Below are 16396 nucleotides of genomic sequence, written 5' to 3' on the forward strand. Positions count from 1 at the left end.
GCTCAGTTCCCCTTCCGATGGCGGACGGTGACCGCGCCCTCGGCGAGGACGGCCTCGACCTCGTGCGGGAACGGCATGGCGGAGGAGCAGGCGAGCCGGGCGGCGACGATGGCGCCCGCCGCGTTGGCGTAGCGGATGGTGCGGGCGGTGTCCCAGCCGCTGAGCAGCCCGTGGCAGAGGGCCCCGCCGAACGCGTCGCCCGCGCCGAGGCCGTTGACCACGTCGACGGGGAGCGGTGGCACATCGGCGACGGTGCCGTCGCGGTGGACGGCGAGGACCCCGGCCGGCCCCTGCTTGACGACGGCCAGTTCGACACCGGCGTCGATGAGGGCGCGGGCCGCCGCGTACGGTTCGCGCTCGCCGGTCGCCACCTCGCACTCGTCGAGGTTGCCCACGGCGACGGTCGCGTACGCCAGGGCCTCGCGGTAGCGGACGGTGGGCCGGGGCGCGGGGGCGCCGTTGTCCTCGCCGGGCGGCCAGAACGCGGGGCGCCAGTCGAGGTCGAAGACGGTCACGGGCGCGCGGTCGCGGGCGCGCAGCGCGGTGAGCGTCGCGGTGCGGCTGGGCTCGGCGCAGAGGCCGGTGCCGGTCATCCAGAAAACGGCGGCGGACCGGATCGCCGCCAGGTCGAGTTCGGCGGGGTGGATCTCCAGGTCGGGGGCCTTGGGCTGCCGGTAGAAGTAGAGGGGGAAGTCGTCGGGCGGGAAGATTTCGCAGAAGGTGACAGGGGTCGGGTAGGCGGCGACGGGCGTCACCCAGCGGTCGTCGACGCCGAACTCCCGCAGTTGTTCGCGCAGATACGTCCCGAAGGGGTCCTGTCCGGTGCGGGTCACGACGGCGGTGCGCCGGCCGAGGCGGGCGGCGGCGACGGCGACGTTGGACGGGGAGCCGCCGAGGAACTTCCCGAAGGTCTCGACCCGTGCCAGCGGCACGCCGGTGCGCAGGGGGTAGAGGTCCACCCCGATCCGTCCCATGGTGATCACGTCGTACGGCTGCTCGGGCATGCAGTGTCCCTTCCGCTGGGCGCCGTTCGGCTGCCGGGGCCCGGCCGCCGCGTCGGTGGCGGCGGGGCCCCGGTGTGTCTCTTCCCTGTCTCACTCTCCCCTGCGATCATCGCCAACCCCGCGCACGGACATGCGGGCGTGTGCGTGGCACCTCATTCGGCAGCCGCGGGCGCCGGCGTCACCCGGATCGCCCCGATGATCCCCACCTGCCCGCACGCCGACTCGCGTAATACCCCCTAGGGGTATACAGTGGGGTCATGGAAGCGCACCGCGTGCGCCCCTCCATCCCTGCGTGTCCGTCGAAGTCGAAGAGGAGAACACCATGACCGCCGAGACCCAGCTCCCCCAGGCCACCGGCTCCTGCTGCTCGCCGAGCGGGTCCTGCCACGGCGACGCGGCCACGGACGCCGCGCAGGCGGGCGGGGTCACCACCGTCTACCAGGTCACCGGCATGACCTGCGGTCACTGCGAGGGCGCCGTCTCCCAGGAGGTCTCCGCCATCGAGGGTGTCACCTCGGTGAAGGCCGTGGCGTCCACCGGGCTGGTGACGGTGGTCTCCGCGACCCCCTTGGACGACGAGGCCGTACGCGCCGCCGTCGACGAGGCGGGTTACGAGCTGACCGGCCGCGCCTGACCCCCTGCGGGAGCCCCGCGCCCCGCTTCACACGCACCACCCGCACCACCCTTCGCCGCCGGGCCGGCCCGACCAGCAGATACTGGTGGGGTACGGCCCGCACGGCGTTCCAGGAGCTCGGACATGCACAGCGCATCGGACACCCCCAGCGCGACGGGGTCCGGCACCCCGACCGCGGAGCCCTCGCGGGCCGAGTTCATGATCGGCGGCATGACCTGCGCCTCGTGCGCGGCCCGCGTCGAGAAGAAGCTCAACCGGATGGACGGCGTCACCGCCACGGTGAACTACGCCACGGAGAAGGCCCGCGTCAGCTACGACGGGGCCGGCGTCTCCGTGGCCGACCTCATCGCCACGGTCGAGAAGACCGGCTACACGGCGAAACCGGTCAGCCGGCCGGGCGAGGACCGAGCCGCCACACCCCCGGCCCCGGACCCGACACGTGCGCCCGCCCCGGACCCGGAGGCCGACCGGCCGTCGCGGCGACCGGAGGCGGAGGCGAAGGCGGAAGCGGAACCCGAAGCGGAGGCGGAGGCCCCACCCCGGCCGGACCGCAGCCGCTCCCCCGAACCCGACCGCAGCGCCGACGACCCCACCACCGACGACGACCGCGCCACCGACCCCGACCGTGGCGCCGACGACGACCCCGTGCTCGCCTCCCTGCGGCAGCGCCTCATCGTCTCCGCCGTGCTCGCCGCCCCCGTCGTCGCCCTGGCGATGATTCCGGCACTGCAGTTCGACTATTGGCAGTGGCTCTCGCTCACCCTGGCCGCGCCCGTCGTCGTCTGGGGCGGGCTGCCCTTCCACCGGGCCGCCTGGACCAATCTGCGGCACGGCGCGGCGACCATGGACACGCTCGTCTCCGTGGGCACCCTCGCCGCCTTCGGCTGGTCCCTGTGGGCGCTGTTCCTCGGGGACGCCGGGATGCCCGGCATGCGGCACGGCTTCGATCTCACGGCCGGCCGGACGGACGGCTCCTCGACGATCTACCTGGAGGTCGCGGCCGGCGTTGTCACCTTCATCCTGCTGGGCCGCTATCTCGAAGCGAAGTCCAAGCGGAGGGCCGGGTCCGCGCTGCGCGCGCTGATGCACCTGGGCGCCAAGGACGTGGCGGTCCTGCGCGGCGGCGCCGAGGTCCGGGTGCCCGTCGGCCGGCTCGTCGTGGGCGACCGCTTCGTCGTCCGCCCCGGCGAGAAGATCGCCACGGACGGCACGGTCGTGGAGGGCTCGTCCGCCGTGGACGCGTCCATGCTCACCGGCGAGTCCGTCCCCGTGGACGTGGGCGCCGGGGACCAGGTCGCCGGGGCGACCGTGAACGTCTCCGGCCGGCTCGTCGTGGAGGCGACCCGGGTCGGCTCGGACACCCAGCTCGCCCGGATGGCCCGGCTCGTCGAGGACGCCCAGAACGGCAAGGCCGAGGTGCAGCGGCTGGCCGACCGGATCTCGGCGGTGTTCGTCCCCGTCGTCCTGCTGATCGCCCTCGCCACCCTGGTCGCCTGGCTGCTGGCCACGGACGACGTGACGGCGGCGTTCACGGCGGCGGTGGCCGTGCTGATCATCGCCTGCCCCTGCGCCCTGGGCCTGGCCACCCCGACCGCCCTCATGGTCGGCACCGGACGCGGCGCCCAACTCGGCATCCTCATCAAGGGCCCCGAAGTCCTCGAATCCACCCGCCGCGTCGACACCATCGTCCTCGACAAGACCGGCACCGTCACCACCGGCCGCATGACCCTCCAGACCGTCCACACCACCCCCGGCACCACCGAGACCGACACCCTGCGCCTGGCCGGCGCCCTCGAACACGCCTCCGAACACCCCATCGCCCAGGCCGTCGCCACCGGCGCCGCCGAACGCACCGGCACCACCCTCCCCACCCCCGAGGACTTCACCAACGTCCCCGGACTCGGCGTCCAGGGCACCGTGGAGGGGCATCAGGTCCTCGTCGGGCGCCCCGGGATGCTCGCGGAGGCCGGCATGCCCCTGCCCGACCCCCTGGCCACCGCTGTCACGGACGCCGCCGCTCGCGGCCGGACGGCCGTCGCGGTCGCCTGGGACGGCGAGGCGCGCGCCGTCCTGGAGGTCGCCGACGCGGTGAAGGACACCAGCGCGCAAGCCGTCGCCGCGCTCCGGGATCTCGGCCTGAAACCGATCCTGCTGACGGGCGACAACCGCGCTGTGGCCGAGGCGGTCGCGGCGGAGGTCGGGATCGACGAGGTGCGCGCGGAGGTGCTGCCGGAGGAGAAGGCCCAGGTCATCCGGGATCTGCGGGAGCGGGGGCGGGTCGTCGCCATGGTCGGTGACGGGGTCAACGACGCGGCCGCGCTGGCCACCGCCGACCTCGGCCTGGCGATGGGCACCGGCACGGACGCCGCGATCGAGGCGAGCGACCTGACCCTGGTTCGTGGAGATCTCAAGGTGACCGCCGACGCCATCCGCCTCGCGCGACGCACCCTCACCACCATCAAGGGCAACCTCTGCTGGGCATTCGGCTACAACGTCGCCGCTCTACCCCTTGCGGCATTTGGGCTGCTCAACCCTATGATTGCCGGAGCGGCGATGGCCTTCTCCTCGGTCTTCGTCGTGACGAACAGCCTGCGCCTGCGGTCCTTCACGTAACGTCCACAATGAGATCCAGATCACATCGGTTTCAGGGTAACCATTCGATGGGTTCGTAAGTCTTAGAGTGCGATGCCAAGGATGTCTTGGGGGACGTCCGGCGGAGTGTCTTGGGGGACGCTCCGGGCTAGCGTGGGCCGGGGCACGTACACCGGGGAGCTTTGAGCGGCCCTCCCGTCGGTACGTACCCCGGCAGACCGCAGACGCAGTACGCAGGACCGAAGGCACGACCCAGGAGCCACGGCTCCCACCGAACGCCCGGCCGGATCCCGTGGGGGGAATCCGCTCCGGGACATGGGAAGCGCCTCGCTGTCGGCCCGTGGGGGGATCGATGGCGGGGCGCTTCTCGCTTGCGCGGGAGCGCTCCCGGCGCACGCCGGACCCGGCCCCGTACCACCGCACACCATCGCGCACACCCCGCCGTACCGGACGGCCACGCACCGCGCCCCCGGCTCCGCGTCGCTCGGGGCGAGGCGCGGCAGGCGGGGGCGCGGGGGTCCGGCGTCAGTCAGGGCCGGGGTGAAGCGGGAGGGTTCGTTCAGCGGCCCTCGACCGGGACGAAGTCGCGCAGGACCTCGCCGGTGTAGATCTGGCGCGGGCGGCCGATGCGGGAACCCGGCTCCTTGATCATCTCGTGCCACTGGGCGATCCAGCCGGGGAGGCGGCCGATCGCGAAGAGCACGGTGAACATCTCGGTCGGGAAGCCCATCGCGCGGTAGATGAGGCCCGTGTAGAAGTCCACGTTCGGGTAGAGGTTGCGCGAGACGAAGTACTCGTCGGAGAGCGCGTGCTCCTCCAGCTTGAGCGCGATGTCCAGCAGCTCGTCGGACTTGCCGAGCGCGGACAGCACGTCGTGGGCGGCGGCCTTGATGATCTTGGCGCGCGGGTCGAAGGACTTGTACACCCGGTGGCCGAAGCCCATCAGGCGGACGCCGTCCTCCTTGTTCTTCACCTTGCGGATGAAGGAGTCGACGTCGCCGCCGTTGGCCTGGATGCCTTCCAGCATCTCCAGGACGGACTGGTTGGCGCCGCCGTGCAGGGGGCCCCAGAGGGCGGAGATGCCGGCGGAGATCGAGGCGAACATGTTCGCCTGCGAGGAGCCGACCAGGCGCACGGTGGAGGTGGAGCAGTTCTGCTCGTGGTCCGCGTGCAGGATGAGGAGCTTGTCGAGCGCCGAGACGACGACCGGGTCCAGCTCGTACTCCTGGGCCGGCACCGAGAAGGTCATGCGCAGGAAGTTCTCGACGTAGCCGAGGTCGTTGCGCGGGTAGACGAACGGGTGACCGATCGACTTCTTGTACGCGTACGCGGCGATGGTCGGGAGCTTGGCGAGCAGCCGGATCGTCGAGAGGTGGCGCTGCTCCTCGTCGAACGGGTTGTGGCTGTCCTGGTAGAACGTGGACAGCGCGCTGACGACCGAGGACAGCATGGCCATCGGGTGCGCGTCGCGCGGGAAGCCGTCGAAGAAGCGCTTGACGTCCTCGTGCAGCAGGGTGTGCTGGGTGATCTCGTTCTTGAAGGCCGACAGCTCGTCGACCTTGGGAAGCTCGCCGTTGATCAGCGTGTAGGCGACCTCGAGGAACGTCGAGCGCTCGGCGAGCTGCTCGATGGGGTAGCCGCGGTAGCGCAGGATGCCCTGCTCGCCGTCGAGGTAGGTGATGGCCGATTTATAGGCAGCGGTGTTGCCGTATCCGCTGTCCAGCGTCACCAGGCCGGTGTTCGCCCGGAGCTTCCCGATGTCGAAGCCCTTGTCGCCGACGGTGCTGTCGATCACCGGGTAGGTGTACTCGCCATCGCCGTACCGCAGTACCACAGCGTTGTTGGTGTGCTCGCTCACGTCATCCCTCACCGACGTAGTGCCTCTTCTTCGAGGTTCCCTGACTGTCTCCACCCTCCCCCATTTGGCTCAGGAGAGTGCACTCGGGGTCGTCCATTGGACCTACTCGCGGCACTGAGTGCCGCGAACTTAGCCATCCTGCCCCCTTGACTCCGGTTCCGGAAGACCTCCGTGATGTTTCCCACCGTTTTGATCGATCATTTTTACCGACGATCCTCCATCCAGGTCTCCGCGGAGCCGGTGATCCAGCGCCGTACAGCGTCTGCCTGCGGAAACCGTGCGGACCGCCTGACCGATCGCCTGCCGGGAACCGACCAGGACGACGAGCTTCTTGGCGCGGGTGACGGCGGTGTACAGGAGGTTGCGCTGGAGCATCATCCAGGCGCTCTTCGTCACCGGAATGACGACGGCGGGGTACTCACTGCCCTGCGAACGGTGGATCGTCATGGCGTACGCGTGGGACAGCTCGTCCAGCTCGTCGAAGTCGTAGTCGATCTCCTCGTCCTCGTCGGTAAGGACGGTCAGCCGCTGTTCGTCCAGGTCGAGGCCGGTGACGACGCCGACCGTGCCGTTGAAGACGCCGTTGGCGCCCTTGTCGTAGTTGTTGCGGATCTGGGTGACCTTGTCGCCCACCCGGAACACCCGGCCGCCGAACCGCTTCTCCGGCACCCCGGGGCGGCCGGGGGTGATCGCCTGCTGGAGCAGCCCGTTGAGATGGCCGGCCCCGGCCGGGCCCCGGTGCATCGGCGCGAGGACCTGGACGTCCCGCCGCGCGTTCAGCCCGAACTTGGCCGGAATACGGCGGGCGGCGACGTCCACCGCGAGCACCCCGGCATCCTCCGTCTCCTCCTCCACGAACAGAAAGAAGTCACCGAGCCCTTGAGTGAGGGGCGGTACGCCGGAGTTGATGCGGTGCGCGTTGGTGACGACGCCCGACTGCTGGGCCTGGCGGAAAATGGTGGTCAACCGGACCGCCGGCACCGGGCCGCCGTCCGCCAGCAGGTCGCGCAGCACCTCGCCCGCCCCGACCGAGGGCAACTGGTCCACATCGCCGACGAGCAGCAGATGGGCACCGGGTGCCACCGCCTTGACCAGCTTGTTGGCGAGCAGCAGATCCAGCATCGACGCCTCGTCCACGACCACCAGATCGGCGTCCAGCGGCCGGTCCCGGTCGTACGCCGCGTCGCCGCCGGGTTTCAGTTCCAGGAGCCGGTGGACGGTGGACGCCTCGGCGCCGGTCAGCTCCGAGAGCCGCTTGGCCGCCCGGCCGGTGGGCGCGGCCAGCACCACCTTGGCCTTCTTGGCCCGGGCCAGCTCCACGATGGACCGGACCGTGAACGACTTGCCGCAGCCGGGGCCGCCGGTCAGCACGGCGACCTTCCGGGTGAGCGCGAGCCGGACGGCGGCCTCCTGCTCGGGCGCCAGCGTGGCGCCGGTCCGGCCCGCGAGCCACCTCAGCGCCTTGTCCCAGTCCACGTCCGCGAAGTCCGGCATCCGCTCCTGCGAGGTCCGCAGCAGCCGGCGCACCTGGGCGGCGAGCGAGATCTCCGCCCGGTGGAACGGCACCAGGTACACCGCCGTGACCGGCTCGCCGCCCTCGGGCGAGGGCACCTTCTCGCGTACGACGCCCTCCGGTTCCTCCGCCAGCTCGGCCAGGCAGTCGATGACGAGGCCGGTGTCCACCTGGAGCAGCTTCACCGCGTCCGCGATCAGCCGCTCCTCGGGCAGGAAGCAGTGGCCCTGGTCGGTGGACTGCGACAGCGCGTACTGGAGGCCCGCCTTGACCCGTTCCGGGCTGTCGTGCGGGATGCCGACGGCCTGGGCGATCCGGTCGGCGGTCAGGAAGCCGATGCCCCAGACGTCGGCGGCCAGCCGGTAGGGCTGGTTCTTCACGACGGAGATCGAGGCGTCCTCGTACTTCTTGTAGATCCGCACGGCGATGGACGTCGAGACGCCGACGCCCTGGAGGAAGACCATGACCTCCTTGATCGCCTTCTGTTCCTCCCAGGCGGCGGCGATCATCTTCGTCCGCTTGGGGCCGAGGCCGGGCACCTCGATCAGCCGCTTCGGCTCCCGCTCGATGACGTCCAGCGTGTCCACGCCGAAGTGGGTGGTGATCCGGTCGGCCATCACCGGTCCGATGCCCTTGATCAGGCCGGAGCCCAGGTAGCGGCGGATGCCCTGGATGGTGGCGGGCAGGATGGTCGTGTAGTTCTCCACGACGAACTGCTTGCCGTACTGCGCGTGGGAGCCCCAGCGCCCCTCCATCCGCAGCGACTCCCCCGGCTGCGCCCCGAGCAGCGCCCCCACCACGGTGAGCAGATCGCCGCCGCCCCGGCCGGTGTCGACGCGTGCGACGGTGTAGCCGTTCTCCTCGTTGGCGTACGTGATCCGCTCCAGGACACCTTCCAATACGGCCAACTGGGGTGTGTGCGACGTGGAGGACATGACGCGACGCTACCGGGTGGCTCGGACAGCCCCGCCCGAGCGGAGCGGTGTCGTCCGGTAACGGTGCGGTTGTACGGTGAGCGTTTCGTCAGGCTGGTGAAAGGTGTCGCGCGTGTCCAGGTCCCGTGCGTTGTCCCTGTCCCTCGTGGCGCTCGCCGCCGTGTTCGCCCTGGGCGGCTGTTCGTCGGACGACGGCGGGGAGAAGTCCGACGGCGCGGGGGCCAAGGAGACGAAGTCCGCGGACGCCGGCAGCAGTGGCAAGGGCGGGGCGGAGCTGACCTACCGGGGCGGGGCGAGCGGGAAGTTGAGCATCGGCGACGTCAGCTGTGCCACGCTCGGCGGGAAGCTCACCGCCATCACCGCACCGGCCGACATGAGCGGCGACACCCCGGCGAAGCCCTCGTTCACCGCCGCCGTGAGCGGCGACGAGGCGATGGTCACGCTCACCACGAAGGACGGCACGAGCTATCTGCACCCCGCCGCGCCCGGCATCACCGGCCGCGAGAGCGGCGACACCTGGGTGGTCACCGTGTCCGGGGTGGAGCTGAAGCCGACCGATCCGAGCGGTGAGGCGATCACCGTGGACGGCACGATCACCTGCGGCAGCGTCGCCGGCATCTAGGACGTGCACTGACGAGAAGCCCCGCCCACGGCGGCCGGGGCGCCGCCTCGGCAGACGCCGCCCTCCCCGGGGCCCGGACCGCACAGCCGGGCCCCGGGGAGCGGCGTGTTCAGCAGGCGTGCTCGGCGTAGCGGGCCGCCACCTCCGCGAGGACCTCCGCGCCGTCGCGCGCCCACAGGGCCTCGTTGAAGATCTCCACCTCGATCGGGCCGTCGAAGCCCGCCTCCTCCACCGCGCGGCGGAAGAACCGGAAGTCCACGCTGCCGTCGCCGAGTTGGCCGCGCCCCAGCAGGACGCCCGCCGGGAGCGGGGTGATCCAGTCCGCGAGCTGGAAGGAGTGGATGCGGCCGCCCGCGCCGGCCCGCGCGATCTGCGCGGGGGCCCGGTCGTCCCACCAGAGGTGGTACGTGTCCACGACGACGCCGACGTGCTCGGCCGGGAAGCGCTCCGCGAGGTCCAGGGCCTGGGAGAGCGTCGAGACCACGCAGCGGTCGGCGGCGAACATGGGGTGCAGCGGCTCGATGGCGAGCCGCACCCCGCGCTCCGCCGCGTACGGGACCAGCTCGGCCAGCGCGTCCGCGATGCGCTCGCGGGCGGCGTACAGGTCCCGGCTGCCCTCCGGCAGGCCGCCCGAGACGAGGACCAGGGTGTCCGTGCCCACGCCCGCCGCCTCGTCGAGCGCGGCGCGGTTGTCGTCCAGGGCGCGGGTCCGCTCCGCCGGGTCCGACGCGGTGAGGAAGCCGCCCCGGCACAGGCTGGTGACGGACAGGCCGTGGTCGGCGAGCAGGCGGGCCGTCGCCTCCACGCCGTACGCCTGCACGGGCGCCCGCCACAGGCCGACCTTGTCGACGCCGGCCTTGGCGCAGCCCTCGGCCAGCTCGGGCAGCGACCACTGCTTGACGGTCTCCTGGTTGAGGGAGAGCCGGCCGTCGCTCATCGGGTGCCTCCGTTGACGGTCAGGAAGGCGCGCATCCGGGATTCCGCCAGCTCCGGGTCCGGGAACAGCCCGAGGCCGTCGGCGAGTTGGTACGCCTTCGCCAGGTGCGGCAGGGAGCGGGCCGACTGGAGTCCGCCCACCATCGTGAAGTGGTCCTGGTGGCCGGCCAGCCAGGCCAGGAACACCACACCGGTCTTGTAGAAGCGGGTCGGCGCCCGGAAGAGATGCCGGGACAGCTCGACGGTCGGGTCGAGCAGTGCGCGGAAGCCCTGCGTGTCGCCCGTGTCCAGGACCCGGACCGCGTGCGCGGCCAGCGGGCCCAGCGGGTCGAAGATGCCGAGCAGCGCGTGGCTGAAGCCCTGGTCGTCGCCGGCGATCAGCTCCGGGTAGTTGAAGTCGTCCCCGGTGTAGCAGCGGACCCCGCCGGGCAGCCGGCGGCGCACGTCGATCTCGCGGTCCACGTCGAGCAGCGACATCTTGATGCCGTCGACCTTGTCCGGGTGCTCCGCGATGACCTGGAGGAAGGTGTCGGTGGCCAGGTCCAGGTCGGTGGAGCCCCAGTAGCCTTCGAGCGCCGGGTCGAACATCGGGCCGAGCCAGTGCAGGACGACCGGTTCGGTGGCCTGGCGCAGCAGGTGGGCGTACGTGTCCAGGTAGTCCTGGGGGCCCTTCGCGGCGGCGGCCAGGGCGCGGGAGGCCATGAGGATGGCCTGGGCGCCGCTCTCCTCGACGACGGCGAGCTGTTCCTCGTACGCGGCCCGCACCTCGGCGAGCGTGGCCGGGCCGGCCGGCAGCTGGTCCGTGCCGACGCCGCAGGCGATGCGGCCGCCGACCGATTTCGCCTCGGCGGCCGAACGGCGGATCAGCTCCTCGGCGCCCGCCCAGTCCAGGCCCATGCCGCGCTGCGCGGTGTCCATGGCCTCGGCGACGCCCAGCCCGTGCGACCAGAGGTGGCGGCGGAAGGCGAGGGTGGCGTCCCAGTCGACGGCGGCGGGCGAGTCGGGGGTGACGTCGGCGTACGGGTCGGCGACGACGTGCGCCGCCGAGAAGACCGTACGGGAGGCGAGCGGCGACCCGGCCGGGGCGAGGTCGAGCGGGGTGGCGCGGGGCTCGTAGGGGCCCTGCGGGAGGTGGATGGTCACGGGGTGGGCTCCGTCGGTCCGTGGGAGGGGCGGCGGGTCACAGCGACAGCTCCGGGACGTCCAGGCGGCGGCCCTCGGCGTGGGACCGGAGGCCCAGCTCCGCGAGCTGCACGCCGCGCGCGCCCGCCATCAGGTCCCAGGTGTAGGGCTCGTCCAGCACGATGTGGCGCAGGAACAGCTCCCACTGGGCCTTGAAGCCGTTGTCGAAGACCGCGTTGTCGGGGACCTCCTGCCACTGGTCGCGGAACGACTCGGTGACGGGCAGGTCCGGGTTCCACACCGGCTTCGGGGTGACCGAGCGGTGCTGGACGCGGCAGTTGCGCAGGCCGGCGACGGCGGAGCCGTGGGTGCCGTCCACCTGGAACTCGACCAGTTCGTCGCGGTTGACCCGGACCGTCCAGGAGGAGTTGATCTGGGCGACGGCGCCGCCCTCCAGCTGGAAGATGCCGTAGGCGGCGTCGTCGGCGGTCGCGGCGTAGGGCTTGCCGTGCTCGTCGCGGCGCTCGGGGATGTGGGTCTGGACGTGGGCCTGGACGGTGGTGACCCGGCCGAACAGCTCGTGGAGCACGTACTCCCAGTGCGGGAACATGTCCACGACGATGCCGCCGCCGTCCTCCGCGCGGTAGTTCCAGGACGGGCGCTGGGCCTCCTGCCAGTCGCCCTCGAAGACCCAGTAGCCGAACTCGCCGCGCACGGAGAGGATCTCGCCGAAGAAGCCACCGTCGATGAGGCGCTTCAGCTTGAGCAGGCCCGGCAGGAAGATCTTGTCCTGGACGACGCCGTGCTTGACGCCGGCCTCCTGGGCGAGGCGGGCGAGGTCGAGGGCGCCCTGCACGTCCGTGGCGGTGGGCTTCTCGGTGTAGATGTGCTTGCCGGCGGCGACCGCCTTCTTGATCGCCTCCACCCGGGCCTGGGTGACCTGGGCGTCGAAGTAGATGTCCACGGTGTCGTCCGCGAGGACCGCGTCGAGGTCGGTGGACCACTCGGTCAGCCCGTGGCGCTCGGCGAGTTCCTCCAGCGCGTGGGCGCGGCGGCCGACGAGGACCGGTTCGGGCCACAGCACGTCGCCGTCGCCGAGGTCGAGGCCGCCCTGCTCGCGGATCGCGAGGATCGAGCGCACCAGGTGCTGCCGGTATCCCATGCGTCCCGTGACGCCGTTCATGGCGATGCGCACTGTCCTGCGTGTCACGAAAGTTCCCTCCGTACGGCCGTAGCAAGCGCTTTCTATGTGAGATGACGCTAGCCTGCGGACAGCGGCCCGGACAAGAGGGGGCGCCCCGATCGGTTTCAGGCCCCGGAGGAATGCGATGACAGTCACCCTGGCGGACGTGGCGGCCCGCGCACGGGTGTCCCCGGCCACCGTCTCCCGCGTGCTGAACGGCAACTACCCGGTGGCGGCCGCGACCCGCGAGCGGGTGATGCGCGCGGTGGAGGAGCTGGACTACGTGCTGAACGGGCAGGCCAGCGCGCTGGCCGCCGCCACGTCCGACCTGGTCGGGGTCCTCGTCAACGACATCGCCGACCCGTTCTTCGGGATCATGGCGGGCGCCGCGCAGACCGAGATCGGCGGGCCGGGCGACGGCTCCGGGCGGGCGGGCGGCGAGAAGCTCGCGGTCGTGTGCAACACCGGCGGCTCCCCCGCCCGCGAACTGACCTACCTCACCCTGCTCCAGCGCCAGCGCGCCGCCGCCGTCGTCCTCACCGGGGGCGCGGTGGAGGACCCGGAGCACCAGTCGGCGATGGCCGCGAAGCTGACGAAGCTCGCCGAGGCGGGCACCCGCGTCGTGCTGTGCGGGCGTCCGCCGCTGCCGGACGGGGCGTCCGTGGTGGCCGCGCTCGCCTTCGACAACCAGGGCGGGGCCGCGCGGCTGACCCGGCATCTGCTCTCGCTGGGGCACCGCAGGATCGGCTACGTCGCGGGCCCCCTGGAACGCACCACGACCCGCCACCGGCTGGCCGGGCACCGCGAGGCGATGCGGGCGGCGGGCGCCACCGGCGACGAGGACCGGCTGACCGTGCACGGCTCGTACGACCGGGGCTCCGGCTACGACGCCACCGTCGAACTGCTGCGGCGGGAACCGGAGATCACCGCCGTCGTCGCCGCCAACGACACGGTGGCGCTCGGCGCGGCGGCGGCGATCCGGGACCGGGGGCTGCGCATCCCGGAGGACATCTCGGTGGCCGGCTTCGACGACCTGCCGTTCTCGGTGGACGTGGTCCCGGCCCTGACGACCGTACGGCTGCCGCTGTTCGAGGCGGGGGCGCGGGCGGGCCGGCTGGCCCTGGGCAAGGAGGAGCCGCCGCCGGGCGGCATCGCGCTGATCCCGGCGGAGCTGATGGTGCGCGGCTCGACGGCCCCGCCCCGGGGGTGAGTCCCGCGCGGGGCGGGGTACGCGAGAGGGCACCCGCCTCCTGACCTGGGGCGGCGAACGACGGAAGGACCACACGTGAAGCTCGCTTTCTCCACCCTCGGGGTGCCGGGGCTGTCCCTGCCCGAGGTGGCCCGGCTGGCCACCGAGCACGGCTACCAGGGGGTGGAGCTGCGCGCCCACCCGGAGGAGCCGGTGCACCTGGGGCTCGACGCGCCCGGCCGGGCCGCCGCACGGGCCGGGTTCGCGCACGCCGGGGTCGAGGTCCTGGCGGTCGCGGGGTACGCGAAGGTCGCCGCCGAGGGGGACGACGCGCCGGTCCTGGAGGAGCTGGCGGCGCTGACCCGGCTGGCCGCCGACCTGGGCGCGCCGTACGTCCGGGTCTTCCCCGGCGGCGGTGACCAGGACCCGGAGGCGGCGGACGCGATCGCCGCGCGCCGGCTGGGCGCGGCCGCTCCGTACGCCGCCGACCTGGGCGTACGCATCCTGCTGGAGACCCATGACTCGCACCGGGCCGGGGCCGACGTCGCCCGGGTGGCCGGCACGGTGGGGCACGGGAGCATCGGTGCGCTGTGGGACGTCATGCACACGTGGCTGGCGGGCGAGGAGCCGGTGGCCAGTCACGCGGTGCTGGCCCCGCACCTGGGCTACGTACAGGTGAAGGACATCGCGTCGGCCGACGCCACCACGCCGCTCGCCCTCGGGGACGGGGTGCTGCCGCTGCGGGCGTGCCTGGACACGCTGGACCCGGACGGCTGGGTCTGCTGGGAGTACGAGAAGCGCTGGTACCCGGAGGCGGCGGAGCTGCCGGGGCTGCTGGGCGCGGGGCGCGAGCACCTGCTGCGGCTGGGCGCGCCCAAGCAGTAGGCGGGCGGTCAGGCGGGGGCGGGCTCATCGGCGGGGGCGGGCGCCGTCTGCCGTGCGGCCGTGCGGCGCGTCCCGGCGAGCGAGGTGAGCGCGACGCCCCCGACCAGCAGCGCCGCCGCGCACCACCGCAGCCCGCTCACCGGCTCGCCCAGGAACAGCGCGGCCGAGGACATCCCGAAGACCGGCACGAGCAGGGTGAACGGGGCGACGGAGGACGCCGGGTAGCGGCTGAGCAGGAAGCCCCAGGCGCCGAAGCCGAACACCGTGGTGATCCAGGCGACGTAGACGATGATGCCGGCGCCGCTCCAGTCCAGCCCGGCCAGCGCGGCGCGGTCGCGGTCCCAGCCCTCGAAGATCAGCGAGAGCCCGAGCAGCGGCAGCACGGGCACGGTCGAGACCCAGACCATGAAGTTGAGCGCGTCCGGCGGGGCCGCCCTGCGGGTCAGCACGTTGGACACGCCCCAGCAGGCCGCCGCCGCGACGACCAGGACGAACGCGAGCACGGGCCCGCTCGCCCCTTCGTCGACGGCCGCGACCCCGATGCCGGCGAGCGCCACCGCCATGCCCAGGAGCCGTACCCTGCCGGGCCGTTCGCCGAGCACCACGGCCGCGAAGAGCGCGGTGAACACGGCCTGGACCTGGAGGACGAGCGAGGAGAGCCCGGCGCCCGCTCCCCGGTCCATCCCGATGAAGAGCAGGCCGAACTTGGCGACCCCGAGCACCATCCCCACGCCCAGCAGCCACTTCCACGCCACCTTGGGCGGGCCGACGAGGAAGACGGCGGGCAGGGCGGCGGCCAGGAAGCGCAGGGCGGAGAACAGGAGCGGCGGGAAGTGGCCGAGACCCAGTTCGATGACGACGAAGTTGACACCCCAGACGGCTGCCACCAGGGCGGCCAGGGCGATGTGCGGGGGACGCATGCCGTGAGGATCACCCGAGGCGACCATGTAGCACCAGCGCGCGTTTCTTCATGGTGGAATTGAGCATCGCTAACGATTCAGGACGTTGTCCGGACCGCCCCGGAGGCCATCGATGCTCGATCTCGCCCGGCTGCGCGCGCTGCACGCGGTCTCCGTCCACGGTTCGGTCGCGGCCGCGGCGGCGGCCCTCGGCTACACCGCTTCGGCCGTCTCGCAGCAGATCACCAAGCTGGAGCGGGAGACCCGCACGACCCTGCTCGAACGGCGCGGGCGGGGCGTGGCGCTGACCGACGAGGCGGTCCATCTGGTGTCCGCCGCCGAGCAGTTGCTGGCGATCGTGGAGCGGGCGGAGACCTCGCTGGAGGAGCGCAGGGGGCTGCCGACCGGGCGGCTGTCGGTGGCCGCGTTCGCCTCGGCGGCGCGCGGGCTGCTGCCCGGCGTGCTGGCGGATCTGGAGCGGGCCCATCCGGAGCTGGACGTGCGGCTGACCGAGGTCGATCCGCATCTGTCGGTGGACCTGGTGGCCAAGGGCGTCATCGATCTGGCCGTGGCGCACGACTGGGACATCGCCCCGCTGCCCGCGCCGGAGGGCGTGGCGCAGGCGGTCATCGGGGACGACCTGTGCGACCTGCTGGTCCCGGCGGGGCACCGGCTGGCGGGCCGGGACGGGGTGCGGCGCAAGGAGCTGGCCCGGGAGCGGTGGATCTGCCAGCCGCCGGGCACGGTGTGCCACGACTGGCTGGTACGGACGCTGCGCGCGGCGGGGTACGAGCCGGACATCCGGCATCGCGCGGAGGAGAACCACACCCAGCTCGCCCTGCTGGCGGCGGGGCTGGGGGTGGCGATGATTCCCCGGCTGGGACGCGGCCCGCTGCCGGAGGGCGTGGTGGCGGTGCGGATGGACCCGGTGCCGGTGCGGCGGCTGTACGCGCTGTGGCGTACGGGCGCGGCGCGCCGGCCCGCGATCACGGCGGCGGTGGCGGCGCTCCGGGCTCACGGGCCG

At 72.6% G+C, this 16396-nt stretch carries 13 protein-coding genes; 6 read left to right on the forward strand and 7 right to left on the reverse strand.

Going from position 1 to position 16396, the window contains the following annotated elements; genetic code table 11:
* Nucleotides 1–2: 2 nt before the first annotated feature.
* Nucleotides 3–1004, reverse strand: a complete 1002-nt coding sequence (iolC, locus tag MHW47_RS09270; RefSeq protein WP_239222170.1) for a 5-dehydro-2-deoxygluconokinase — start codon at nucleotides 1002–1004, stop codon at nucleotides 3–5.
* 322 nt (nucleotides 1005–1326) lie between these two features.
* Between iolC and MHW47_RS09275 the strand changes: the two genes are divergently transcribed.
* Together MHW47_RS09275 and MHW47_RS09280 are read left to right on the forward strand one after the other, a co-directional pair.
* Nucleotides 1327–1638 (forward strand): heavy-metal-associated domain-containing protein, encoded by a 312-nt coding sequence (locus tag MHW47_RS09275; protein WP_239222171.1) that lies wholly within the window; start codon nucleotides 1327–1329, stop codon nucleotides 1636–1638.
* 123 nt (nucleotides 1639–1761) lie between these two features.
* Nucleotides 1762–4251 carry a cation-translocating P-type ATPase gene (locus MHW47_RS09280; RefSeq protein ID WP_239222172.1) on the forward strand — a complete coding sequence of 830 codons (2490 nt, stop codon included), beginning with the start codon at nucleotides 1762–1764 and terminating at the stop codon, nucleotides 4249–4251.
* A gap of 538 nt (nucleotides 4252–4789) precedes the next feature.
* Here the strand turns inward: MHW47_RS09280 and MHW47_RS09285 are convergent.
* Together MHW47_RS09285 and MHW47_RS09290 are read right to left on the reverse strand one after the other, a co-directional pair.
* Nucleotides 4790–6088, reverse strand: coding sequence for a citrate synthase (locus MHW47_RS09285; RefSeq protein ID WP_239222173.1), 1299 nt, complete (start codon nucleotides 6086–6088; stop codon nucleotides 4790–4792).
* A 129-nt stretch (nucleotides 6089–6217) separates the two neighbouring features.
* Complete coding sequence (locus MHW47_RS09290) at nucleotides 6218–8536, reverse strand: ATP-dependent RecD-like DNA helicase (protein WP_239222174.1); 2319 nt, start codon at nucleotides 8534–8536, stop codon at nucleotides 6218–6220.
* A gap of 112 nt (nucleotides 8537–8648) precedes the next feature.
* Between MHW47_RS09290 and MHW47_RS09295 the strand changes: the two genes are divergently transcribed.
* Complete coding sequence (locus MHW47_RS09295) at nucleotides 8649–9158, forward strand: hypothetical protein (protein WP_239222175.1); 510 nt, start codon at nucleotides 8649–8651, stop codon at nucleotides 9156–9158.
* A gap of 109 nt (nucleotides 9159–9267) precedes the next feature.
* On the opposite strand, the gene MHW47_RS09300 is transcribed toward MHW47_RS09295, so the two are convergent.
* The 3 genes from MHW47_RS09300 to MHW47_RS09310 are packed head-to-tail and all read right to left on the reverse strand — an operon-like array spanning nucleotide 9268 to nucleotide 12426.
* Nucleotides 9268–10095 carry a sugar phosphate isomerase/epimerase gene (locus MHW47_RS09300; RefSeq protein ID WP_239222176.1) on the reverse strand — a complete coding sequence of 276 codons (828 nt, stop codon included), beginning with the start codon at nucleotides 10093–10095 and terminating at the stop codon, nucleotides 9268–9270.
* Nucleotides 10092–11237, reverse strand: coding sequence for a dihydrodipicolinate synthase family protein (locus MHW47_RS09305; protein WP_239222177.1), 1146 nt, complete (start codon nucleotides 11235–11237; stop codon nucleotides 10092–10094). Before MHW47_RS09305 ends, MHW47_RS09300 begins: the two co-directional genes overlap by 4 nt.
* A 37-nt stretch (nucleotides 11238–11274) precedes the next feature.
* A complete protein-coding gene (locus MHW47_RS09310; protein WP_239222178.1) occupies nucleotides 11275–12426 on the reverse strand; it encodes a Gfo/Idh/MocA family protein in 1152 nt (383 codons plus the stop codon).
* Between the two features lie 118 nt (nucleotides 12427–12544).
* On the opposite strand from MHW47_RS09310, the gene MHW47_RS09315 reads away from it, so the two are divergent.
* Together MHW47_RS09315 and MHW47_RS09320 are read left to right on the forward strand one after the other, a co-directional pair.
* The gene (locus MHW47_RS09315) at nucleotides 12545–13609 is read left to right on the forward strand and encodes a LacI family DNA-binding transcriptional regulator (protein ID WP_239222179.1); all 1065 of its coding nucleotides are present in this window, start codon (nucleotides 12545–12547) and stop codon (nucleotides 13607–13609) included.
* A 75-nt stretch (nucleotides 13610–13684) separates the two neighbouring features.
* Nucleotides 13685–14473 carry a sugar phosphate isomerase/epimerase gene (locus MHW47_RS09320; RefSeq protein ID WP_239222180.1) on the forward strand — a complete coding sequence of 263 codons (789 nt, stop codon included), beginning with the start codon at nucleotides 13685–13687 and terminating at the stop codon, nucleotides 14471–14473.
* 8 nt (nucleotides 14474–14481) lie between these two features.
* Here MHW47_RS09320 and MHW47_RS09325 read toward each other — a convergent pair whose 3' ends face one another.
* Entirely contained in the window at nucleotides 14482–15393 is a 912-nt protein-coding gene (locus MHW47_RS09325) for an EamA family transporter (RefSeq protein WP_239222181.1), read from the reverse strand.
* A gap of 112 nt (nucleotides 15394–15505) precedes the next feature.
* On the opposite strand from MHW47_RS09325, the gene MHW47_RS09330 reads away from it, so the two are divergent.
* Nucleotides 15506–16396: LysR family transcriptional regulator (locus MHW47_RS09330; RefSeq protein ID WP_239222182.1), on the forward strand; the 891-nt coding region annotated here is incomplete at its 3' end.

This window comes from Streptomyces sp. OfavH-34-F, assembly GCF_022347745.1.
Lineage (GTDB): Bacteria > Actinomycetota > Actinomycetes > Streptomycetales > Streptomycetaceae > Streptomyces.